This window comes from Zoogloea sp. 1C4 (assembly GCF_009469605.1).
Classification (GTDB): Bacteria; Pseudomonadota; Gammaproteobacteria; order Burkholderiales; family Rhodocyclaceae; genus Zoogloea; species Zoogloea oryzae.
On sequence record NZ_SSXU01000005.1, the window covers coordinates 155,766 to 177,733 of the forward strand.

The following is a 21,968-nucleotide window of genomic DNA, read 5'->3' on the forward strand; positions in this document are numbered from 1 at the left end:
CATAGAGGTTCTACCATGAGCAACAAGGGGCAACTCCTTCAAGACCCATTCCTCAACGCCCTGCGGCGCGAACACGTGCCGGTTTCGATCTACCTCGTGAATGGCATCAAGCTGCAGGGGCAGGTCGAGTCCTTCGATCAGTACGTTGTCCTCCTGAAGAACACCGTCACCCAGATGGTCTACAAGCACGCCATCTCCACCGTGGTGCCGGCTCGCCCCGTCAATATCCAGCAGGAACAGAACGAGGCCGCAAGCTGATCGGGCTGATGATCTGGCCCGTTCGCGGCCAACACGAATCCGGGGCCCGGCATGCTTGAACGGCCGGCCTCGGGTACGCGGGCACTCCTTGTTCAGGTCGATTTCGGTCAGGGCGGGATAGAAGAACGTCTTTCTGAAGTGTCGCTGCTGGCCGAAAGCGCCGGAGCGACCGTTGTCGGTGTCGTCCAGGGACGTCGTCAGGCGCCCGATCCGGCCCATTACGTGGGCAAGGGCAAGGCCGAGGAGATCGGTCTGGTGGCCCGGATGAACGAGGCCGACATCGTCATCTTCAACCACGACATCACCGCGGCGCAGCAGCGCAATCTCGAGCGCAAGCTCAACTGCCGGGTTGTCGACCGCTCGGCGCTGATCCTCGACATCTTCGCCCTGCGTGCCAAGAGCCACGAGGGCAAGCTTCAGGTTGAACTCGCCCAGCTGCAGCATCTGTCCACCCGCCTCGTGCGCGGCTGGACTCACCTTGAACGCCAGAAGGGGGGTATCGGCCTGCGTGGTCCGGGTGAGAAGCAGCTCGAAACCGACCGCCGCCTGCTGGGTGAGCGCGTCAAGCTGCTCAAGGACCGTCTCGCCAAGCTCGAGCGCCAGCGTTCGGTCCGCCGACGCGCTAGGGAGCGCCGGGATGTCCTGTCGGTTTCCCTCGTCGGTTATACCAACGCGGGCAAATCCACGTTGTTCAATGCCCTGACGAAGGCCGGCGCCTATGCCGCCGATCAGCTGTTCGCCACGCTGGATACCACGTCCCGGCGGCTTTATTTGGGTGAGGCCGGGAACATCGTGCTGTCCGATACGGTCGGATTCATCCGTGATCTGCCGCATTCGCTGGTGGCTGCCTTCCACGCAACACTCGAGGAAACGGCAGCTGCCGACCTCCTGCTGCATGTGGTGGATTCGGCCAGTGAAGATCGGGAAGGGCAAATCGCCGCGGTCAATTCGGTGCTGGAAGAGATCGGCGCCGGCACCCTTCCTCAGATCCAGGTCTGGAACAAGATCGACGCCACGCTGGCGAGTCCGGAGGTCCAGCAGGATGCTTGTGGTAAGATCACGCGCGTTTTGCTCAGCGCCCGCACCGGCGAAGGGCTCGAGTTGCTGCGTCAGGTTCTGACCGACGTGGCGCTGGAACACAAGGCAGCCTTGGCTGCCGCATCGGAAAGTCCGGAACCCTTTTGAGGGGGCTGGGCTTCAACCATTCCCGGAGCGGATTATTACTGTGATCTCAGGCATCCTCATGTCTCTCAACGATCCCAAATGGGGCAATCGCGGCGGCGGCGACAATCGCGGCGGCGGCGACAATCAGGGTCCGCCCGATCTCGAAGAGCTCTGGCGCGACTTCAACCGGCGGCTGTCCGGCATGTTCGGGCGCAGTGGTGGCCCGGGCAACGGTGGGTCCGGCGGTGACGGCGGCAATCGCCTGCCCGAGATGAACTTCCGTCAGTTCGGGGGCGGCATCGGCCTGATCGCGGCGTTCGCGGCAGTGATCTGGCTGGCGAGCGGTTTCTATATCGTCGATGCAAGCCAGCGGGGCATCGTCCTGCAGTTCGGCCGCTTCATTGAGGCGACCGAGCCGGGCCTGCGCTGGCGTATGCCGTATCCGATCCAGACCCACGAGCTGGTGAATCTCACCGGCGTGCGTACCGTCGAGATCGGCTACCGCGGCTCCGAGCGCAACAAGGTGCTCAAGGAAGCCCTGATGCTGACGGACGATGAGAACATCGTGAACATCCAGTTCGCGGTGCAGTACATCCTGAAGGATCCGCAGCAGTACCTCTTCAACAACCGCAATGCGGATGACTCCGTGATCCAGGCGGCCGAAACCGCGGTGCGCGAGATTGTCGGCAAGAGCAAGATGGACTTCGTGCTCTACGAAGGTCGCGAGCAGGTTGCCGCCAACGCCCAGAAGCTCACCCAGGACATCCTCGACCGCTACGCCACCGGGATCCAGGTCAGCAAGGTGACGATGCAGAACGCCCAGCCGCCGGAGCAGGTGCAGTCGGCTTTCGACGATGCCGTGAAGGCGGGCCAGGATCGTGAGCGTCAGAAAAACGAAGGCCAGGCCTACGCCAACGACGTGATTCCCCGCGCCCGTGGTGCGGCCTCGCGCCTGATGGAAGAGGCCGATGCCCACAAGAACCGCGTGGTGGCCCAGGCCGAGGGCGATGCGTCGCGCTTCAAGCAGATCTACGCCGAATACGCCAAGGCGCCCGAAGTGACCCGTCAGCGGATGTACCTCGAAACCATGCAGCAGGTGTTTACCAATTCGTCCAAGGTGCTGGTGGATACCAGGAGCAGCAGCAACTTGCTGAGCCTGCCGCTCGACAAGCTGATCCAGGCCACCGCCGCGCAGACGCCGGCCGCCGTGGTTGGCGATCCGGCTGCTGCTGCGGCGCGTCCGGCCCAGATGCCGGCAGTGGTCGAGGGCGCCGCTCCGCCTCGGCCGGATGCCCTTTCGGGTGAAGCGCGTACCCGGGAATCCACCCGCAACCGTGAGCGGGGAGATCGCTGATGCGTGACCGTCTTCCATTCTTCGCAGGCGTCGGCCTGTTCGTCTTCGCGATCCTCTCGATGAGTCTGTTCACGGTGGATCAGCGTCAGCACGCGCTGGTCTTCCAGCTGGGTGAAGTGAAGGGTCAGATCAGTGAGCCTGGCCTGCACCTGAAGATTCCGCTCATCCAGAACGTGCGGTATTTCGACAAGCGCATCCTCACGCTGGATACGTCCGAGCCCGAGCGTTTCATCACTTCCGAAAAGAAGAACGTGCTGGTCGACCTGTTCGTGAAGTGGCGGATCGTCGATCCCAAGCTTTACTACATCTCGGTTGGCGGTGATGAAACCCGTGCCAAGACCCGCCTTGAGCAGACCGTCAATGCCGGCCTGCGGGAGGAGTTCGGCAAGCGCACCGTGCATGAAGTGGTGTCCGGCGAGCGGGACAAGATCATGGACGAGATGCGCAGCAAGGCGGATCTCGACGCCCGCAAGATCGGCGTCCAGATCGTCGATGTACGCCTCAAGCGCGTTGATCTGCCGGCCGAAGTTTCCGAATCCGTCTATCGCCGGATGGAAGCCGAGCGTAAGCGGGTTGCCAACGAGCTGCGTTCCCAGGGCGGTGCCGAGGCTGAGAAGATCAAGGCTGATGCCGACAAGCAGCGCGAGGTGATCCTTGCCGAGGCTTATCGGGATGCCCAGAAGATCAAGGGCGAGGGCGATGCCAAGGCGTCGACGATCTATGCCCAGGCTTTTGGCCAGAGCCCCGAGTTCTATGCCTTCTACCGTAGCCTCGAAGCCTACCGTAGCACCTTCAAGAGCAAGTCCGACGTGATGGTGATCGAGCCGAACTCTGATTTCTTCAAGTATCTCAAGTCGGCGGGTGGTCGCGCGCAGGCTGCGCCGGAGTCGTCAAAGAGCGGCAAGAACGGGAAATAATGGGGCGTTCCCTGATCCTCGCGTTTGCCTTGATGCTGGTGCTCGAGGGCATCATCCCCTTCGTTGCACCAGCCACCTGGCGGGAGACTTTCACCCGCCTGCTCCGGCTGGCCGACGGGCAGATCCGCTTCGTCGGCCTTGGTTCGATGCTTCTCGGCCTCGTCATTTTGTTAGTCTTTACCTGAGGCGCTTTACCCATGTTGCGTTGGGTTCTACCCGAATACATCCAGGATGCCCTGCCCGCAGAGGCGGCAAAACTGGAAGATCTGCGCCGTCGTCTCCTCGATGCGTTCCGCCTGAACGGCTACCAGCTCGTTGCTCCGCCGCTGCTCGAATACCTCGAGTCGCTGCTCACGGGCGCTGGACAGGATCTGAATCTCAAGACGCTCAAGCTTGTCGACCAGCTTTCCGGCCGAACGATGGGCGTGCGCGCCGACATCACGCCGCAGGTGGCGCGGATTGATGCGCATCTGCTCAACCGCAAGGGCGTGGCGCGTCTGTGCTACTGCGGCAGCGTTGCCCACGCGATGCCCTCGTGCCTGACCGCCACCCGCGAGCCGCTCCAGCTAGGTGCCGAGCTTTATGGCCACGCGGGTATCGAGGCGGACGCTGAAGTGATCCGCCTGCTCGCTGAGACACTGCAGATCGCTGGTGTGGGCACGTCCCGCATCGATCTGGGGCACGTCGGGCTGTTCAAGGCGTTGGCTGGCAAGGCAGGGCTGCTGCCCCAACAGGAAGAAGCGCTCTTCGGCTGCCTGCAGGCAAAGGATCTGCCCGGCCTGCAGGATCTGCTCGGCGATATTCCGGGTGAACTGCGCGCGGCGCTGTTTGCGTTGCCGACCCTTTATGGTGGCGCCGAGGTGCTCGCCAAGGCACGCCAGATCATGCCGGCGGACCCCGAGATTCAGATGGCGCTGAGCGACCTCGAAGAGCTTGCGACCCGTCTGCAAGGCTTGCCGATCAGTTTCGATCTCGCCGACTTGCGTGGATATCACTACCACAGCGGGGTGGTTTTTGCGGCCTATGGCGGCAATTCCCCCGTGGCACTGGCGCTGGGTGGTCGTTACGACAGCGTCGGGCGCGCCTTTGGTCGCGGCCGCCCTGCAACGGGTTTCAGCCTTGATCTGCGGGAGCTTGCCACTCAGGTGGCTGATCCGCTTCCGGCGGGGTCGATCCTCGCGCGGGATGGTGGAGAGCAGGGTTTTGCCGAGGCGGTCGCGGGTCTGCGCGCCGCCGGCGAGAGTGTGACGATTGAATTGCCCGGCCATGAAGGCACGTGGCGTGAGGCCGGCTGTGACCGGCGTCTTGTTCTGCGGGGCGGTGCCTGGCAGGTTGAACCGCTTCAGGGAGAGTAATCAAATGGCAAAGAACGTAGTGGTTGTCGGTACCCAGTGGGGCGACGAAGGCAAGGGCAAGATCGTCGACTGGCTCACCGATCAGGCGCAGGGCGTGGTCCGTTTCCAGGGTGGCCACAACGCGGGCCACACGCTGGTCGTCGGCACGACCGAGTACAAGCTCAACCTGGTGCCGTCCGGCATCGTGCGCGAGGGCGTCGAGTGCTTCATCGGCAACGGTGTGGTGCTGGATGTCCATCACCTGCTGGCTGAGGTCCGCGGTCTTGAGGCCGGTGGCATCAAGGTGCGTGATCGCCTGAAGATCAGCCCGGGCTGTCCGCTGATCCTCGGCTATCACTCCGCCGTCGATCGTGCCCGCGAGGCCAAGAAGAGTGCCGGCAGCAAGATCGGCACCACCGGCAAGGGCATCGGCCCCACCTATGAAGACAAGGTGGCCCGCCGTGCGCTGCGCGTCTACGATCTGCTCGATCCGAAGCGCTTCGCCGAAAAGCTGGCTGAGAACCTCGAATATCACAACTTCGTGCTGACCCAATATCTGGGCGCCGAGCCGGTCGATTTCCAGACCGAGTTCGACCAAGCCATGGCTGATGCGCAGGAAATCCTGCCGATGGTCACTGACGTGTCGGCCGACCTGTATGCCATCAACAAGAACGGTGGCAACCTGCTGTTCGAAGGTGCCCAGGGTACGCTGCTCGACATCGACCACGGTACCTATCCGTTCGTCACCTCCAGCAACTGCGTGGCGGGTCAGGCAGCGGCGGGTTCCGGCGTTGGCCCGGGCCGTCTGCATTACGTGCTGGGCATCACCAAGGCCTACTGCACCCGCGTGGGTGGAGGTCCGTTCCCGACCGAGCTGGATTTCGAAACCGAAGGCACGCCGGGCTATCAGATGTCCACCGTCGGCCGCGAGTTCGGCACCGTGACGGGGCGCAAGCGCCGCTGCGGCTGGCTCGATCTGGCAGCCCTCAAGCGCTCGATCATCATCAACGGTGTTTCCGGCCTGTGCATCACCAAGCTGGACGTGCTCGATGGCCTGAAAGAACTCAAGCTGTGCGTCGGTTACATGCTCGACGGCAAGCGCATCGATCTGCTGCCGATGGGCTCCGAGGAAGTTGCCCGTTGCGAGCCGATCCTTGAAACCATGCCCGGCTGGAGCGGCACCACTTTCGGCGCCCAGACCTGGGATGCGCTGCCGCCGGAGGCCCGCGCCTACCTGCACCGCATTGAGGAAATCTGCGAAGTGTCGATCGACGTGATCTCGACCGGCCCGGAGCGTGACGAGACCATCCTCAAGCGTCACCCCTTCGGCGCCTGATCTCGCGCGTCGTCAAACCTGTCTTGCCTTGCGGCCCGGTCGGGCTGCTGGGCAGGGTAGGGTACAAGATCCTGAATATCCTCCCGCAAGAATTCCCACTTCCCGGCAAGCGCGTTTCACCGCAGGTGATGCGATGTCATGGCGTTGCGTGGCACAAAAACAAAAAGCCGATCGACAAATCGATCGGCTTTCCGGTGTATTCTGGTGCCCAGAAGAGGACTCGAACCTCCACGCCTCGCGGCACTAGTACCTGAAACTAGCGCGTCTACCAATTTCGCCATCTGGGCAGCGAAGCCGCTATTATAGACAAGTCTAATGCGAATGCAAATCCTCCGTGACCTTCACCTGCCTTTTGGCGGGGCCCCGATGAGTGTGGCCCGGGTCACGCGCGTCCAGTGCTTTGTGGTGCAGGCCGAGCGGAAGTACAAAAACAAAAAGCCGATCGACAAATCGATCGGCTTTCCTGAAACTTGGTGCCCAGAAGAGGACTCGAACCTCCACGCCTCGCGGCACTAGTACCTGAAACTAGCGCGTCTACCAATTTCGCCATCTGGGCAACGAAGGCGCCATTATAGATTAGAAAGAACACGTGTCAACTTACAAGTCCAATAACATCAAAAAACTCAGCAAGCTGCGTCGCAGCGACCCCTTCTTCGAGCGCGAAATCCAGAAATACGATTTCCCGCTGCCGAGCCGCGAGTTCATCATCCAGATTCTCGCCGAGCATGGCGTGCCGATGCCGTTTCCGGACGTCGCGACGGCCCTCGACATCCTTCCTGAAGAACTTGAGTTCTTCGAACGCCGCATGCGCGCCATGGAGCGCGACGGGCAGGTCATGCGCAACCGGCGCGGTGCCTATCTGCTGCCGGCGAAGGCCGATCTGATCCGCGGCACCGTTCAGGGCCATCCGGATGGCTACGGCTTTGTCGTGACCGACGACGAGCATCCGGACATCTTCCTCGGCCCCAACGAGATGCGCGAGGTGCTCCATGGCGACCGGGTGATGGTCCGGATCGCGGGGCAGGATCGCCGCGGTCGCCCTGAGGGCAAGCTCGTTGAGGTGCTGGAGCGGGCCAATACCCGCATCGTCGGCCGCGTGCTGGTGGAAAACGGCGTAACCCTCGTCGTTCCCGAAAATCGCCGCATTTCGCAGGAGATTCTGCTAGCGCCGGGCAAGAGCAAGTCCAAGCCGGCGGCCGGGCAGGTGGTGGTGGTCGAGCTTGTCGAGCAGCCGACCCGCTATGCCCAGCCGGTCGGGCGCATCGTCGAAACCCTCGGCAACTACGCCGATCCGGGGATGGAAATCGAGATCGCGCTGCGCAAGCACGAGCTCCCCCACGAGTTTTCGGCTGACGCCAAGGCCCAGGCGCGGAAGCTCCCCGAGAAGGTCCGCAAGCTGGACTGGAAGGGCAGGGAGGATCTCACCCAGCTTCCGCTGGTCACCATCGATGGCGAAACCGCGCGGGATTTCGATGATGCGGTGTTCTGCGAACGCCAGGGCCGGGGTTTCCGTCTGGTGGTGGCGATCGCCGACGTGTCGCACTACGTCACCGTGGGCTCGCCGCTGGATGGCGAGGCTTACGATCGGGGCAATTCGGTGTATTTCCCGCGGCGGGTGATCCCGATGCTGCCGGAGAAGCTCTCCAATGGCCTGTGCTCGCTCAATCCGCAGGTGGAGCGCCTGTGTATGGTGTGCGACATGGCGATCTCCCAGACGGGTGTCGTCAAGCAATACCGCTTCTATCCGGCGGTGATGTTCTCCAAGGCGCGCCTCACCTACAACCAGGTGGCCGCCGCGCTGTACGACAACGATCCAGCTGCTCTCGAGGTGATCGGCGAACTACTGCCCCACCTGCAGAACCTCGACAAGCTCTTCCGAGTGCTACTGAAAGCCCGCGCGAAGCGCGGCGCGATCGACTTCGAGACGCAGGAAACGAAGATGATCTTCGACGATAACGGCAAGATCGCCCAGATCGTGCCGGAGAGCCGGAACGACGCCCACCGGCTGATCGAAGAGTGCATGCTGGCCGCCAACGTCTGCGCGTCGGATTTCCTCCAGGCCAACGAGCATCCGGCGCTTTACCGGGTGCATGAAGGCCCGACGCCCGAGAAACTCGCCAAGTTGCGGGATTTCCTCGCTGAGTTCGGCATCCAGCTGGGTGGCGGAGAAGAGCCCAAGGCTGGTGATTACGCGCGCCTGCTCGAACAGATCCAGGGGCGCCCCGATCTGCAGCTGCTGCAGACCGTGATGCTGCGCTCCCTGCGTCAGGCGGTTTACAGCCCCGACAACGTGGGCCACTTCGGCCTGGCGTACGACGCCTACACCCACTTCACGTCGCCGATCCGCCGTTATCCCGATCTGCTCGTCCACCGGGCGATCAAGGCCGTGCTGAACGGCCAGCGCTACGTGCCGGCGCAGGACGCAGGCGACTGGGAAGCCATCGGCATGCACTGCTCGATGACCGAGCGGCGCGCCGACGAGGCCGACCGGGACGTGGAGAACTGGCTCAAGTGCTATTACATGCAGGACCGGATCGGCGAGGAATTCGACGGCAGCGTTTCGGCGGTGGTACCTTTCGGCCTTTTCGTGGCCCTGGACGACGTTTTTGTCGAAGGCCTGGTGCACATTTCCGATCTCGGCAACGATTACTTCCACTACGACGACGCCCATCACAGCCTGGTGGGCGAGCGGACCGGCGAGCGTTATCGCCTGTCGGACCGGGTCCGGGTGCAGCTGGTGCGGGTGAACATGGAAGCCAGCAAGATCGACTTCCGGATCATCACCGGCCCGGCACGTGCCACCGAGCGGGTTGGCAAGACCACCAAGGACCAGGCCGCCAAGGCATCGGCTCCGGCCGCTGTAGAGGCGCCCGCGCGGCGTCGCAGGGGCAAGACAGAGGCCGAACGCGCCGTCATACCTGCCGCTCCGCCGGCTGAGGTGCCCACTGAGGTGCCGGTTGCCAAGTCGAAGCCTGCAGCCCGCAAGGCGGCACCGCAGCCGGCCGAGCAGCCCGCCGAACGCGCGGCCACGAAATCCGCCGCCAAGCCCAAGGCCGCCAAGCCGAAGGCAAGCCCGAGCGCCAAGCCTGCCAAGGCGGCCTCCAAGACCGCAAAGCCCCGCAAGTCAGCAACGGGCACCGCAAAGAAGAAAGCAAAACGTGTCTGATAACACCGCCAGTTCCCGTCTCATCTACGGTTTTCACGCCGTCCTCGCCAAGCTCCGTCATGATCCGGAAGCGATCTTCGAGATCTACACCGATTCCAAACGTAGCGACCCCCGCGCGCGGGATCTCGTCCGCCATGCCGAGCAACTCGGCACCCGCCTGATCCCGACCGAAGGCGATCGCCTCGACAAGATGGTCGGCACCCGCCGCCATCAGGGCGTGGTGGCCCGCATCGACGGCCGCCGCAAGGAGCTCAAGCTCGACGACGTGCTCGACGGTCTCACCGAGCCCGCGTTGCTGCTGGTTCTCGATGGCATCCAGGATCCCCACAATCTCGGCGCCTGCCTGCGGGTGGCCGACGCCGCCGGCGCCCACGCCGTCATCGCGCCCAAGGACAAGGCTGTGGGGCTCAACGCCACCGCCGTGAAGGTGGCGAGCGGGGCGGCGGATACCGTCCCGTACATCACCGTCACCAACCTCGCCCGGGCCCTGCGCGAGATGCAGGAAGCTGGCGTGTGGGTGCTGGGCGCGGCGGGTGAATCTGAAAAGTCGATCTACACCGTCGACCAGAAAGGCCCGATCGCCTGGGTGCTAGGCGCCGAAGGCGACGGCCTGCGCCGCCTGACCCGCGAAACCTGCGACGAGCTGGTGAGCATTCCGATGTACGGCACGGTGGAAAGCCTCAACGTGTCGGTGGCGAGCGGTCTGTGCCTCTTCGAGGCACGCCGTCAGCGGCAGTGAAGATCGACTACGCCGAAGTCCGCGCGCTGCTGCGGCAAAGCCGTAGCGGGGCGCTGGGCACCCACTCGGTGGCGATGCCGGGCTTTCCCTTCGTGAGCGCCGTGCCTTTCGTGTCGGACGCTTCCGGCCGGCCGGTGTTCCTCATCAGCGGGCTTGCCGAGCATACGCGCAACCTGCTGGCCGACCCGCGGGCCAGCCTGCTGGTGACCGAAGGGGATGGCATCAATCTGGCTCAGGCCCGTCTGACCTTGCTGGGCCGGATGCAGCCGGTTGATCTGGACGAGGCGTCCCGCCAGCGCTACGTGCGCTATAGCCCGGAATCCGCGCTGTATCTTGAGCTGGGGGATTTCCGGTTCTTCCGTCTGGAGCCCGACAAGGCGCGTTTCGTTGGCGGCTTTGGCCGAATGGGCTGGCTTGCCGCCGAGGCGCCAGCAGCGGCGCTCGATCCGGATGCCGAAGCCGGGCTTGTGGCCCGGCTGGAGCGTCAGGTTCCGCCTGGGGTGGCGGTGGTGGGTATCGACAGGGAAGGGCTGGATGTGCGGATTGGCGGCGTGTTGCGCCGTCTTGCGTTGCCCCCTACTGATGGGGGCGCCGCCGCGCTGGAGGCTGCCGCAGCGGCAATCCTGCTGCGGCTGGAAGCGCCGCCCGCAGCAGGAGATTCAAACCTCGCCTGAGCTCAATCGACCCGGTTGAGCTTGTCCATGTACTGCTTGGTAAACACGCGGTCGGGCAGATCCTTGGCCGCCATCTGCGAGTAACGCAGGGTTGATACCTCGCCCTTCTTCAGGGCGTCCTCCATGACCAGCTGGGTGGGGCGCACGCGCCCGCCCAGATCCTTGAACTTGTCGTAACGGCACACCTTCAGCAGACGGTCTGAGAGGGAATAGAACTCGGCCTTGTAGGGCCAGTTGTTGGACTGGCGGACCCAGTACAGCACCTTGGCGTAGGTCACGCCGCGGTCGACTGCGGTGAGCTCCAGCACGTGCATCTTCTCGCCGTCGATGGTGTCGGTGCGGATGATCTTTGGCTCGTAGTCGCCGGCGAAGTTGGCCCGGGCCAGGTCACCGTTGGCCACCTGGCCGGTGAGGCGCTGGGCGAGGGACAGGCGCACCGGCTGGGACACGTTGGGCATGAACACCCACAGGTCGCGGCCGCGCATCAGCATGGCCTGGCCCTTGTCGGTGGCGGGTTCGAGGGTCTGGACGATGGTGTTCTCGTTGCCCTTGGAGAGGATGCGGTACTTGCGATCCTCGGCCGGCTCACCTGCGCTCACCGACGAGATGTCGATGATGACCTGGAAGCCATCCCGCGGGAAACGGATTTCGTCGGCCTTGGCGACGATGGATTTGGCCTGATCCACGGCCGCATCGTCGGCCAGTACCGGCGCGCCGGACAGCAGCGAGAGGGTCGCAAGCGCAGCGCCGAGGAACCGAGACCGGCAGCTCGAAGGGCTAAATTTGAAGCTCATAGTGTTATCCTTTGAAAGCAAACAACATAGACCGGTGGGGCAATGCAAACAAGCCGCGACGACAGCACGGATGGGACGTCGACGACGGACCCGAAGACGATCATCAGGATCGAAAATGTCAGCAAGATCTATCGTCTCGGTGATCAGGACGTCAATGCGCTGAGGAAGGTCACCCTCGATGTCAAGGAAGGTTACTTCATGGCCATCGCGGGTACATCAGGGAGTGGCAAGTCCACGCTCCTCAATATTATGGGGTGTATCGATACGCCAAGCGAGGGCAGGGTGTTCATCGAGGGAAAGGATGTCTCCGGGCAGACTCCCGATGAACTCGCCAACATCCGTGCGAGGACCATCGGCTTCATCTTCCAGACCTTTAATCTGCTGCCGGTGCTCTCCGCCGAGGAAAACGTGGAATACCCGCTGCTCCAGATGCCGGAAATCAGCAAGGAAGAGCGGCGCGCGCGGGTGAACGATTACCTCAAGCTGGTGGGGCTGGCGAAGTACGCGCACCACCGCCCGAACCAGTTGTCGGGCGGCCAGCGTCAGCGGGTGGCGATTGCCCGGGCGCTGGTCACACACTCGAAGGTAGTGCTGGCCGACGAGCCTACCGCCAACCTCGACAAGAACACCGGCAAGAGCATTCTTGATTTGATGCAGCGCATCAACGAGGATTGCAAGACAACATTCGTGTTTTCGACCCACGACAAGCAGGTGATGAGCCGCGCCGTCCAGCAGGTCCGGATGGAAGACGGCCAGCCCACCAAGCTCGGGCTCAAACTCAACGGCACCTGGCGCTTCGTTCCGTACCGGGCCTGATGCGCCGCCGGACGGGCATCTGGCGCACGTCCGGCCATTCACGTTTTACGAGGGGAAAGTAGGAAATGGACAGCTTGAAACCAAAGCTTCGCCGCAGTGCGGTCGCGTTATCGATGATGCTCTGCTGCGGCGCCGCTGCAGCAGCCGACGACGACCTGGGGCTTGATGACGTGGCGGGCGAGGGCGGCGGCGTCAAGACGGCCGGCTTCCTCCAGTTCGATCTGGCGCGCACCTATGGCGGCCAGGATCACTGGTCGATGGCGCGCTCCCGTGCCGAGGTTTCGGCCACCGGCGGAGACAGCGTCAAGTGGAAGATCTCCGGCCGGGCCGATGCCGACGCGGTCTTCGCGATCGATTCCGGCTTCTATCCGGACGCCGTGCGGCGCGACCAGCAGTACCAGTTCCACCTGCGTGAAACCTATGCCGACTTCTCGCTCGGCGACGTGGATTTCCGCTTCGGCCGCCAGCACATCGTGTGGGGTGAGATGGTCGGGCTGTTCTTTGCCGACGTGGTCTCCGCGCGGGATCTTCGCAGCTTCTTCCTGCCCGATTTCGAGCAGCTGCGGATTCCCCAGTGGGCGACCCGCGCCGAATACTACTTTGGCGAAACCCACGCCGAGCTGATCTGGATTCCGGTGCCGAGCTACGACAACATCGGCAAGCCGGGGGCCGAGTTCTATCCGCTTCCCCGTGACGCGAAGGTGCTGGGTGAAGCCAAGCCGGACAACTCCCTTGGCAACACCAACTGGGGCGCACGCCTGTCGCGGATGGTCGGTGGCTGGGATGTCTCCGGCTTCTACTACCGCAGCATGGATGTGGCCCAGACTTTCTACTTCACCGGGCTCTCGGGCGGGCAGGCCGAATTCCAGCCGCGCCATGAGCGCATCAGCCAGGTCGGCGCCACCGTGACCAAGGATTTCGGCGACTTCGTGCTGAAGGGCGAGACGGTGCACTCCCGCGGCCGCAAGTTCAATACCCAGAATCCGCTGGATGCGCCCAACGGGCTGGTTGATCAGGACACAATTGATTACGTGGTCGGGGTCGATATTCCCGCCTTCAACGACGGGCGGGTGAATCTACAATACTTCGCCCGCCGCATGCTCGATTACGATGCCCGCACGGGCTTTGAGCGGACCGAAGGCGGTGCCAGCGTCCTGGTTGGCACCCGGCTCGCCAAGAACTGGCAGGCCGAAGCGCTTTACGTGTCGATGCTCAACCGCAACGACTACATGTTCCGCCCCAAGCTGATCTGGTCTGCAAACAAGAGCACGCGCGTGGTTTTCGGGGTTGACGCCTTTGGTGGCGCCGCCAACGGCATTTTCGGCCGTTACGCGGATCGCGACCGGGTCTACACCGAGGCCCGGTGGTCTTTCTGACAGAAAATACTGCCCGGAGTAGGTATCATCCGCGCCGGGCGGATTCCCGCAGAAATATTCAGCCATCTTGATGGCGCAGTCATGTTTCCCCTTTTTGGGGCGTCGTGACGTTTTTCTCCGGACGGAATCGCGCGCTGCCGTAATATCCGCCCGTTATCATTCAAAGGCTGAACTTTGGCCGTATCCAGGGGAAGTACCTTATGAAACGCTATTTTAAGAACGGCTTGCTGGCGTGCGCCGTAGCCGGTCTGGCAGGGTGCGCCACCACTTATCCGCCGGCGCCGGTGACCGCAGAGGCTGCCGATTATGCCTATCAGATCGGGCCGGGCGATAACGTGAATATCGTTGTCTGGCGCAACCCCGAGCTGTCGATGACGGTCCCGGTGCGTCCGGACGGCAAGATCACCACGCCCCTGGTTGAGGATCTGCCGGCTTCCGGCCGTGATGCCAGCACGCTTGCCCGCGAGATCGAGCAGGCGCTCGGCAAGTACATCCGCGATCCGGTCGTGACCGTCATCGTGACCACCTTTGTCGGTCCGTATTCCCAGCAGGTTCGGGTGGTGGGTGAGGCGGCCAAGCCCCAGACCCTGCCGTTCCGTCAGAAGATGTCCCTGTTGGACGTCATGATCTCGGTCAATGGTCTGACCGATTACGCCGATGGTAACCGCGCCACTCTGCTGCGGACCTCGGAAGGCAACAAGCAGTACTCCGTCCGCCTGAAGGATCTCGTCAAGCGTGGCGATGTTTCGGCCAATATCGAAATGAAGCCGGGCGACGTTCTCATCATTCCCCAGAGCTGGTTCTGACCCCACTCTTGATTTGCCCCCCGGGATGTCCCGGGGGGATGCATTCGGAATTTCCCAATGGAAGACATACTAAGACAGTTGTCGGTGACGCTCCGCGGCATGTGGCTCTATCGCTGGTGGGGCTTGGCGGCCGCGTGGATTGTCGGTCCGATCATCGCCGCGATTGTCTATCTGCTGCCTGACCGCTACGAATCGTCTGCCCGCGTCTATGTGGATACCCAGTCGATCCTCAAGCCGCTGATGTCCGGGCTGGCCGTCCAGCCCAACGTGGATCAGCAGATCGGCATCCTCAGCCGTACGCTGATCAGCCGTCCCAACGTCGAGAAGCTGATCCGCATGGCCGACCTCGATCTGGCAGCCAAGACCAAGGAAGACCGCGAGACGCTGGTGATCAACGTCACCAAGGCGCTGCAGATCCGCGAAGCGGGCCGCGACAACCTCTACACCCTGGCCTACACCGATACCGACCCGGAACGCGCCAAGCGCGTCGTGCAGTCGATGGTGTCGATCTTCGTGGAGTCTGGCCTGGGCGACAAGCGCAAGGATTCCGATACCGCCCGGCGCTTCATCGAAGAGCAGATCAAGGCCTACGAGCAGAAGCTGATCGAGGCCGAGAACCGCCTCAAGGAATACAAGGTCCGCAACATGGGCACCCTCGGTGCCGGTGGTCAGGACTACTTCCGCAAGATGAGCGAGGTGAGCGAGCAGCTCAACCAGGCCAAGCTCGCCCTGCGTGAAGCCGAAAACTCCCGCGACGCCCTCAAGCGCCAGCTCTCCGGCGAAGAGTCCGTCGCGCTGCCCGAAAAGATGTCCAGCGCCTCGCTGGCGTCGATGCCGGTACCCGAGCTTGACGATCGGATCGAGTCGATGAAGAAGTCCCTCGACGGCCTGCTGCTCAAGTACACCGACAAGCACCCGGATGTCGTGGGCGCCCGCAAGGTGATCGAAGAGCTCGAAGCCCAGAAGTCCGCCGAACTCCAGGCCCGTCGCAAGGCTGCCGCTTCGGCTGCGTCCGGTGCTGGCGCCTCGGTGGGTTCGTCGAGCAACGTGAATCCGGTGTTCCAGCAGATGCGTCTGTCCCTGGCCGAAGCCGAGGCGAACGTCGCGTCCCTGCGGGCCCGCGTGGCCGAGTACGACTCGCGCCTCCAGGCCTTGGGTGCCGCGTCGCGCACCCTGCCGCAGCTCGAGACCGAATTCACCCAGCTCAACCGCGACTACGACATCAACAAGAAGAACTACGACGCCCTCGTGGCCCGTCGTGAGTCCGCCACCATGGCGGTCGAGATGGGCGCGACGTCCGGTGTGGCCGACTTCCGCCTGATCGATCCGCCGACGGTGCCGAGCAAGCCGTCCGCGCCCAACCGCCTGCTGCTGATGCCGGCGGCGGGCCTCGCGGCGCTGCTGATCGGCGGGATCGTGTCCTTCCTGATCAGCCAGATCCGGCCGGTGTTCTCCGACACCCAGGTGCTGCGCGAGGTGACCGGGCTGGCCGTGCTGGGCGCGGTGAGCATGATTGGCGACACCGACCGCATGCGCAACCAGCGGCGGAGCAAGGTCTTCTTCCTCGGTGGCGTGGGCGCCCTTGTAGGTTTGTTTGGCGCAATGACCGTCTGGCTGCTGCTGGCGCGGATGGGTTGAGAGGCGAACATGAGCATTATTGAAAAAGCAGTCGAGCGACTTGAGCAGCTGCAGAGGGCAACCTCCGCTCCGGTCGACAACGAAAGCCCGGCTCCGGTGGATGACGGTCAGGCCGCGCGGGTTGCCGTCGCTCCCGTTGCTTCGGCCTTCGCCGATCAGCCGAGCCGCGTCGAGCCGGTGATCGCCGAGCCCGTGCCCGAGGTTGCCGCGCCGCCGGCGCCCGCCGTGCAGGCCAGTGCCGAGGCGAAGTCGGCCGCCGCAGGCAGCACCTCGAAGTACATCGAGATCGACCTGGAGCGCCTGCAGTCCATCGGGATCGTCACCCCGAACGCGCCCCGTTCGCTGATCGGCGACGAGTTCCGGATCATCAAACGTCCGCTGCTGCGCAACGTGCAGGGCAAGGGCGCCTCGGCGATCGACAACGCCAACCTCATCATGATCACCAGCTCGCTGCCCGGTGAGGGCAAGAGCTTCAGCTCCATCAACCTGGCCATCAGCATGGCGATGGAACTGGATCACACGGTGCTGCTGATCGACGCCGACGTGTCCCGTCCTTCGGTGCTCAACATTCTCGGCCTGCCTCCCAAGAAGGGCCTGATGGACGTGCTCACCAACCCGGGCACCCAGCTGAGCGACGTCATGCTCAAGACCAACATCGAGAAGCTGAACCTGCTGCCGGCCGGCACGCCGCACCCGCGCGCCACCGAACTGCTCGCCAGCGACGTGATGAACAACCTCCTCGAAGAGCTGGCCGAGCGTTACTCCGACCGGATCATCGTGTTCGATTCGCCCCCGCTGCTGGTCACCACCGAATCCCGCGTGCTGGCCACCCACATGGGCCAGATCGTGATGGTCGTCGAATCCAACAAGACCACTCAGGCCGCGGTCAAGCAGGCGCTCTCGACCATCGAGAGCTGCCCGGTCAAGCTGATGCTGCTGAACAAGGCGCTGCAATCCGGTGCCGGCTCTTACGGCTACGGCTATGGTTACGGCTATGGCTACGGCTATGGTCATGCGCCGAAGGAGAACGCGTGACGACTCCCGCTTCCCGCGCAATGCCGGCGACCTCCGTGCGCCGGCTGGCGCTCCTGTGCGCAGCCCTCGGTGCCGTCGCATCGCCCGCCATCGCCCAGCAGCAGGTGCGTGAGTTCGCGGTCGTTCCTTCGGTGATGGTCACCGAGACACTCACCGACAATGCCCGTCTGTCCCGGTCGTCTGCGGCCGAGAGCGACTGGATCACCCAGATCCGCCCGATGCTCCGCTTCGAGGCAACGGGTTATCGCGTGAAGGGTGCGATGGACGTCGGCGTCAATTCGTCCTTCTACGGCAATGGCTCGCAGCACGACAGCAACCAGCTGCTGCTCAACGGTAACGGCAAGCTCACCTGGTGGGACAACCACGGCTTCCTCGATCTGATGGCATCGGTGAGTCGCCAGCCCACCTACGCCTTCCGGCCGATCGGCGGCGATACCGTGACCGGCGCGAGCAACTGGTCTGAAGTCCGGACCATTTCGATGAGCCCCAACATCAAGGGGCGTTTTGCCAACACGGGTACCGTCGAGGCCCGTTTTACGGCCAACCAGTCCGATTCCAGCACGACCGTCCTGAATCGGCTTCAGACCAACGTCTGGTCGGTCAGCGCGACCGATCCGCGGGCGTTCGGCAACCTGGGCTGGTCGATGAGTCTCAACGACAGCCACACCTCGCGCACCAACAACCGCGACGTGGACCACCGGACGTTCCGAGCCTCCGCGTTGTGGGCGGTGGATCCCCAGCTATCGCTGCGCCTGATCGGCGGTACGGAAACCAATAACTACTCGACCGTCGACAATAAAACGACGACGATCTACGGGCTTGGAGCCGACTGGACGCCGACGCCCCTCACCAAGATCTCCGGCACGATCGAGGACCGCTTCTTCGGCACCGGCTTCAATTTGACGGCAGAGCACCGGGGCCCGCAGGTGGCTTTTCAGGGTAGCTACTCGAAGGACATCACGACCACCAGCCAGAACATGACCAGCGCCGTGACGCTGCTGGATCTGGCCAAGCTGTACTGCGCCTCTGAGCCGGCGGCGACGCGGGATGCCTGTATCCGCAGGCTGACCCTGACCAGCACCGGCGCGGATGCGAGTAGCGCGCTGATCGGGCTGCAGTCGGGCCTCGCCAATGGTTTCTACCTCGATCGTCGCCTGCAGCTTGGCGTCACGTTCATCGGTCGACGCAACAGCCTGTCGGTGATCGCGTTCAACTCGAACCGCACGACGATCACCGAACGCGATTTCGCGGTGACCGAAGACATCACCACCACGTCAAATCTGCGCACCACGGGCGCCACCGTCTCGCTCCAGCACAAGATGACGCCGATCACCACGGCGACCGGCACCTACACGCTGATGCGCAGCCACACCGACTCCACGAGCGTGGGCGGTGCAAGCGACGCGCGTAATCGGATGATCACCGCGGGTGTCTCCACGCGCCTCACGCCCCGTACCACTGGTGCGCTGAATGTGCGTAACAGCCAGGGGGGCGGCATCGCGTCCTACTCCGAGAACGCCCTTTACGGGTCGCTTCTCTTCCAATTCTGAGCACGTCATGTACGAAGCCTATTTCGGTCTGCGGGGCAAGCCCTTCCAGCTCAACCCGGATCCCAGCTTTTTCTACGGCAGCCGTGGCCACCGCCGCGCGATGGCCTACCTCGAATACGGACTGCACCAGAACGAGGGCTTCATCGTCATCACCGGTGAAGTCGGCGCCGGCAAGACCCTGCTGGTGCGCAGCCTGCTCGAGAAGCTCGACTCCAAGAAGATCGTTGCCGCCAATCTGGTGAGCACCCAGATCGACGCCGACGACATCCTGCGTCTGGTCGCTGCCTCCTTCGGCATCCCGAGCAAGCACCTTTCCAAGAGCGATCTGCTGCTGGCCATCGAGGCTTTCCTGGTCAGCACCACCGCCGCCGGCAAGCGCGCGCTGCTGATCGTCGACGAAGCCCAGAACCTCACCCAGAAGGCGGTCGAGGAGCTGCGGATGCTCTCCAACTTCCAGCTCGAAGATCACGCGCTGCTGCAGAGCTTCCTGGTCGGCCAGCCGGAATTCCGGGCCATCATGCAGAGCCCCGAGATGGTCCAGCTGCGCCAGCGGGTCATCGCCTCGTATCACCTGGGGCCCCTCGATCTGCAGGAAACCCAGGCCTACGTGGAGCACCGCCTGGCGTGTGTCGGCTGGAAGGGCAATCCGGCCTTCGATGCGGAGGCCATGCGCGAGATCTACAACGTCAGCCAAGGCATTCCGCGCCGCATCAACGCCCTGTGCGACCGCATCATGCTGGCGGCCTTCCTGGGCGAGCAGCGTCGGGTGGGCGTCGAGCTGGTGAACCAGATCGTCTCCGAGATGCGTGAAGAGCAGGTCACCCCCACGGCCTTGGCCACCACCGCCGAGCTGGCGACTGGTGTGCAGCCGGCTTCCGTGGCCCTTGATCTGCAGCGCCTGCTGGCTGACCCCGAAGCTGCCAAGCTGCTGGCCAACGCCGGCCCGTCCTTCGACATGACCCGCTTCGACGAGCGCCTGGCGCTACTCGAGCGCACCCTGTCCACCACGCTCAACACCCTCAGCCAGTTGCTGAAGGCAGCGCCTGCCCAGCAAGAGGCCGGGGCCGAAGGTGGAGCGCCGGCGAAATGACGACTCCCATGTCCCGCGAGGGCGGTTCCATCGTCAATGCGCTCACCATCGACGTGGAGGACTACTTCCAGGTCTCCGCACTGGCGCCGCATTTTCCGAAGGAAAGCTGGAACAGCACGCCGTGCCGGGTCGAGCGGAACGTCCATCGCATCCTTGAACTGATGCACAAGCACGAGGCCAAGGGCACGTTCTTCACCCTTGGGTGGATTGCCGAGCGCTACCCCAAGCTGGTCCGCCTGATCGCCATGGAAGGCCACGAGATCGCGAGCCACGGCTATGGTCACCAGCGTGCCAGCGAACAGACGCCGGAAGCCTTTCTGGCCGACATCCAGCTCGCCAAGGCCGTGCTGGAAGATATCGCCGATTGCGAGGTGAAGGGCTACCGGGCACCGAGTTTCTCGGTCGGCCTGTCCAACCCCTGGGCCCATGGCGTGATCGAGGCCGCAGGCTACACCTACAGTTCCAGCGTCTATCCGGTCAAGCACGACCACTACGGCGTGCCAGATGCGCCGCGCTTTCCGTATCCCGTCGGCAAGGCGCTGGTCGAGATCCCGATCACCACCGTCCGTCGTCTCGGCCGCAACTGGCCTGTGGGCGGCGGCGGCTATTTCCGGCTGTTGCCCTATCCGGTGTCGGCCTGGGGCATCCGCAAGGTCAATGAAGAAGACCGCCGCCCGGCGATCTTCTACTTTCATCCGTGGGAGATCGATCCGGAGCAGCCCGTCGTCAAGGAGGCGAGCGCCAAGACCCGCTTCCGGCACTACGTGAATCTGGAACACACCGAAGCCCGTCTCGCCCGCCTGCTCCAGGATTTCTCCTGGGGTCGCATGGACGAAGTCTTCCTCCCCGCACTTCAAACCTCAGTCTAAGGTTCCGGGAATGGTATCTGTTGTCAAAGTACGCCCGTTCGTGGCGGGGGATTCTGCGCGCTGGAACGAATTCGTTTTCGCCTGCCCCGACGCCACGTTCTTTCACCGCATCGAATGGCACGACATCATGGAGTCGGTGTTCCGTCACCGCACCCATTACCTGCTCGCCGAGCGCGACGGCCAGATCGTCGCCGTGCTGCCGCTGGTCGAGGTCAAGAGCCGTCTGTTCGGCCACGCGATGACCTCGCTGCCTTTTGCCGTTTACGGCGGCGTGGCGGGTGCTGATGCCGAGGCGATCGCCGCCCTCGAAACCACTGCCGACGAGCTTGCCCGCAAGTGCGGCGTGCAGCACCTCGAATACCGCAACCTGCGCGAGCGTCACGCCGACTGGCCGCGTCAGGAGCTGTACTTCACTTTCCGCAAGGAGATCCTCCCCGACGAGGAGGCCAACATGCTGGCCATCCCGCGCAAGCAGCGGGCGATGGTGAGGAAGGGCATCAAGAACGGGCTCGTCGCCGAGGTAGATCCGAACGCCGACCGTTTCTTCGCACTGTTTTCCGATAACGTGCGGCGCCACGGCACGCCCGCGCTGCCGAAACATTTCTTTGAAGTGCTGCTGAAGGTTTTCGGGCAGGATTGCGAGGTCATGACTGTTTCGTCGGCCGAAGGCAAACCTCTCTCCACCGTTCTGACCTTCTACTTCCGCGACGAAGTCCTGCCTTACTACGCCGGCGACGATCTCGCCGCGCGTGATTTTGCTGCCAACGATTTCAAGTACTGGGAGCTGATGCGCCGGGCCTGCGCCAAGGGCTACCGCATCTTCGACTACGGTCGCAGCAAGGTCGGTACGGGCCCCTACAGCTTCAAGAAGAACTGGGGCTTCGAGCCGATGCCCCTCTCGTACGAATACCGCCTCTACAAGCGCGACGCCGTTCCCCAGAACAACCCGATGAACCCCAAGTACCGTGCCTTCATCGCCATGTGGCGTCGTCTGCCGCTGAGCGTGGCCAACACCCTCGGGCCGCACATCGTCCGCAATCTGGGGTAACCGC

General features: G+C 63.5%; 20 protein-coding genes and 2 tRNA genes. 19 read left to right on the forward strand and 3 right to left on the reverse strand.

Annotation, left to right across the window (positions count from 1 at the left end):
* Nucleotides 1-15: 15 nt before the first annotated feature.
* From hfq to GH681_RS08170, 7 genes are read left to right on the forward strand one after another with little or no spacing between them, the layout of a single operon-like run.
* The gene (hfq, locus tag GH681_RS08140) at nucleotides 16-258 is read left to right on the forward strand and encodes an RNA chaperone Hfq (RefSeq protein ID WP_079434940.1); all 243 of its coding nucleotides are present in this window, start codon (nucleotides 16-18) and stop codon (nucleotides 256-258) included.
* Between the two features lie 51 nt (nucleotides 259-309).
* Nucleotides 310-1,443, forward strand: coding sequence for a GTPase HflX (gene hflX / locus GH681_RS08145; protein WP_153160969.1), 1,134 nt, complete (start codon nucleotides 310-312; stop codon nucleotides 1,441-1,443).
* Between the two features lie 58 nt (nucleotides 1,444-1,501).
* The gene (gene hflK, locus GH681_RS08150; protein ID WP_153160970.1) at nucleotides 1,502-2,776 is read left to right on the forward strand and encodes an FtsH protease activity modulator HflK; all 1,275 of its coding nucleotides are present in this window, start codon (nucleotides 1,502-1,504) and stop codon (nucleotides 2,774-2,776) included.
* Nucleotides 2,776-3,693: a protease modulator HflC gene (gene hflC, locus GH681_RS08155; protein WP_153160971.1), complete on the forward strand. Its 918-nt coding sequence runs from the start codon at nucleotides 2,776-2,778 to the stop codon at nucleotides 3,691-3,693. The genes hflK and hflC overlap by 1 nt, the downstream gene beginning before the upstream one ends.
* Nucleotides 3,693-3,878 (forward strand): DUF2065 domain-containing protein, encoded by a 186-nt coding sequence (locus GH681_RS08160; protein ID WP_153160972.1) that lies wholly within the window; start codon nucleotides 3,693-3,695, stop codon nucleotides 3,876-3,878. The genes hflC and GH681_RS08160 overlap by 1 nt, the downstream gene beginning before the upstream one ends.
* Before the next feature lie 12 nt (nucleotides 3,879-3,890).
* A complete protein-coding gene (locus GH681_RS08165; RefSeq protein ID WP_368666702.1) occupies nucleotides 3,891-5,048 on the forward strand; it encodes an ATP phosphoribosyltransferase regulatory subunit in 1,158 nt (385 codons plus the stop codon).
* 4 nt (nucleotides 5,049-5,052) lie between these two features.
* Nucleotides 5,053-6,363, forward strand: coding sequence for an adenylosuccinate synthase (locus GH681_RS08170; RefSeq protein WP_153160973.1), 1,311 nt, complete (start codon nucleotides 5,053-5,055; stop codon nucleotides 6,361-6,363).
* Between the two features lie 202 nt (nucleotides 6,364-6,565).
* On the opposite strand, the gene GH681_RS08175 is transcribed toward GH681_RS08170, so the two are convergent.
* Together GH681_RS08175 and GH681_RS08180 are read right to left on the reverse strand one after the other, a co-directional pair.
* A tRNA-Leu gene (locus GH681_RS08175) sits at nucleotides 6,566-6,650 on the reverse strand.
* A 184-nt stretch (nucleotides 6,651-6,834) separates the two neighbouring features.
* Nucleotides 6,835-6,919 (reverse strand) — tRNA-Leu (locus GH681_RS08180).
* Between the two features lie 180 nt (nucleotides 6,920-7,099).
* On the opposite strand from GH681_RS08180, the gene rnr reads away from it, so the two are divergent.
* From rnr to GH681_RS08195, 3 genes are read left to right on the forward strand one after another with little or no spacing between them, the layout of a single operon-like run.
* Nucleotides 7,100-9,529: a ribonuclease R gene (gene rnr, locus GH681_RS08185; protein WP_255425182.1), complete on the forward strand. Its 2,430-nt coding sequence runs from the start codon at nucleotides 7,100-7,102 to the stop codon at nucleotides 9,527-9,529.
* A complete protein-coding gene (gene rlmB / locus GH681_RS08190) occupies nucleotides 9,522-10,268 on the forward strand; it encodes a 23S rRNA (guanosine(2251)-2'-O)-methyltransferase RlmB (RefSeq protein WP_153160974.1) in 747 nt (248 codons plus the stop codon). The genes rnr and rlmB overlap by 8 nt, the downstream gene beginning before the upstream one ends.
* Nucleotides 10,265-10,942, forward strand: a complete 678-nt coding sequence (locus GH681_RS08195; RefSeq protein ID WP_194271176.1) for a HugZ family protein — start codon at nucleotides 10,265-10,267, stop codon at nucleotides 10,940-10,942. The genes rlmB and GH681_RS08195 overlap by 4 nt, the downstream gene beginning before the upstream one ends.
* Before the next feature lie 2 nt (nucleotides 10,943-10,944).
* Here GH681_RS08195 and GH681_RS08200 read toward each other — a convergent pair whose 3' ends face one another.
* A complete protein-coding gene (locus GH681_RS08200) occupies nucleotides 10,945-11,736 on the reverse strand; it encodes an outer membrane lipoprotein-sorting protein (RefSeq protein ID WP_153160976.1) in 792 nt (263 codons plus the stop codon).
* 42 nt (nucleotides 11,737-11,778) lie between these two features.
* Between GH681_RS08200 and GH681_RS08205 the strand changes: the two genes are divergently transcribed.
* The 9 genes from GH681_RS08205 to GH681_RS08245 all read left to right on the forward strand — a co-directional run bounded on the left by GH681_RS08205 (nucleotide 11,779) and on the right by GH681_RS08245 (nucleotide 21,964).
* Nucleotides 11,779-12,552 (forward strand): ABC transporter ATP-binding protein, encoded by a 774-nt coding sequence (locus GH681_RS08205; RefSeq protein ID WP_153160977.1) that lies wholly within the window; start codon nucleotides 11,779-11,781, stop codon nucleotides 12,550-12,552.
* A gap of 65 nt (nucleotides 12,553-12,617) precedes the next feature.
* Complete coding sequence (locus GH681_RS08210) at nucleotides 12,618-13,928, forward strand: DUF1302 family protein (protein WP_153160978.1); 1,311 nt, start codon at nucleotides 12,618-12,620, stop codon at nucleotides 13,926-13,928.
* Between the two features lie 200 nt (nucleotides 13,929-14,128).
* Nucleotides 14,129-14,734, forward strand: coding sequence for an XrtA/PEP-CTERM system exopolysaccharide export protein (locus GH681_RS08215; RefSeq protein WP_194271177.1), 606 nt, complete (start codon nucleotides 14,129-14,131; stop codon nucleotides 14,732-14,734).
* A 57-nt stretch (nucleotides 14,735-14,791) separates the two neighbouring features.
* Nucleotides 14,792-16,372 carry an XrtA system polysaccharide chain length determinant gene (locus GH681_RS08220; RefSeq protein ID WP_153160979.1) on the forward strand — a complete coding sequence of 527 codons (1,581 nt, stop codon included), beginning with the start codon at nucleotides 14,792-14,794 and terminating at the stop codon, nucleotides 16,370-16,372.
* A gap of 9 nt (nucleotides 16,373-16,381) precedes the next feature.
* Nucleotides 16,382-17,407, forward strand: a complete 1,026-nt coding sequence (locus tag GH681_RS08225) for an XrtA-associated tyrosine autokinase (RefSeq protein WP_153160980.1) — start codon at nucleotides 16,382-16,384, stop codon at nucleotides 17,405-17,407.
* A complete protein-coding gene (locus GH681_RS08230) occupies nucleotides 17,404-18,957 on the forward strand; it encodes a TIGR03016 family PEP-CTERM system-associated outer membrane protein (protein ID WP_153160981.1) in 1,554 nt (517 codons plus the stop codon). The genes GH681_RS08225 and GH681_RS08230 overlap by 4 nt, the downstream gene beginning before the upstream one ends.
* Nucleotides 18,958-18,964: 7 nt before the next feature.
* Entirely contained in the window at nucleotides 18,965-20,047 is a 1,083-nt protein-coding gene (locus tag GH681_RS08235) for an XrtA/PEP-CTERM system-associated ATPase (protein WP_153160982.1), read from the forward strand.
* A complete protein-coding gene (locus GH681_RS08240) occupies nucleotides 20,044-20,916 on the forward strand; it encodes an XrtA system polysaccharide deacetylase (RefSeq protein ID WP_228111830.1) in 873 nt (290 codons plus the stop codon). The genes GH681_RS08235 and GH681_RS08240 overlap by 4 nt, the downstream gene beginning before the upstream one ends.
* Before the next feature lie 10 nt (nucleotides 20,917-20,926).
* The gene (locus GH681_RS08245; protein ID WP_153160983.1) at nucleotides 20,927-21,964 is read left to right on the forward strand and encodes a FemAB family XrtA/PEP-CTERM system-associated protein; all 1,038 of its coding nucleotides are present in this window, start codon (nucleotides 20,927-20,929) and stop codon (nucleotides 21,962-21,964) included.
* The last annotated feature ends 4 nt before the right edge of the window (nucleotides 21,965-21,968 follow it).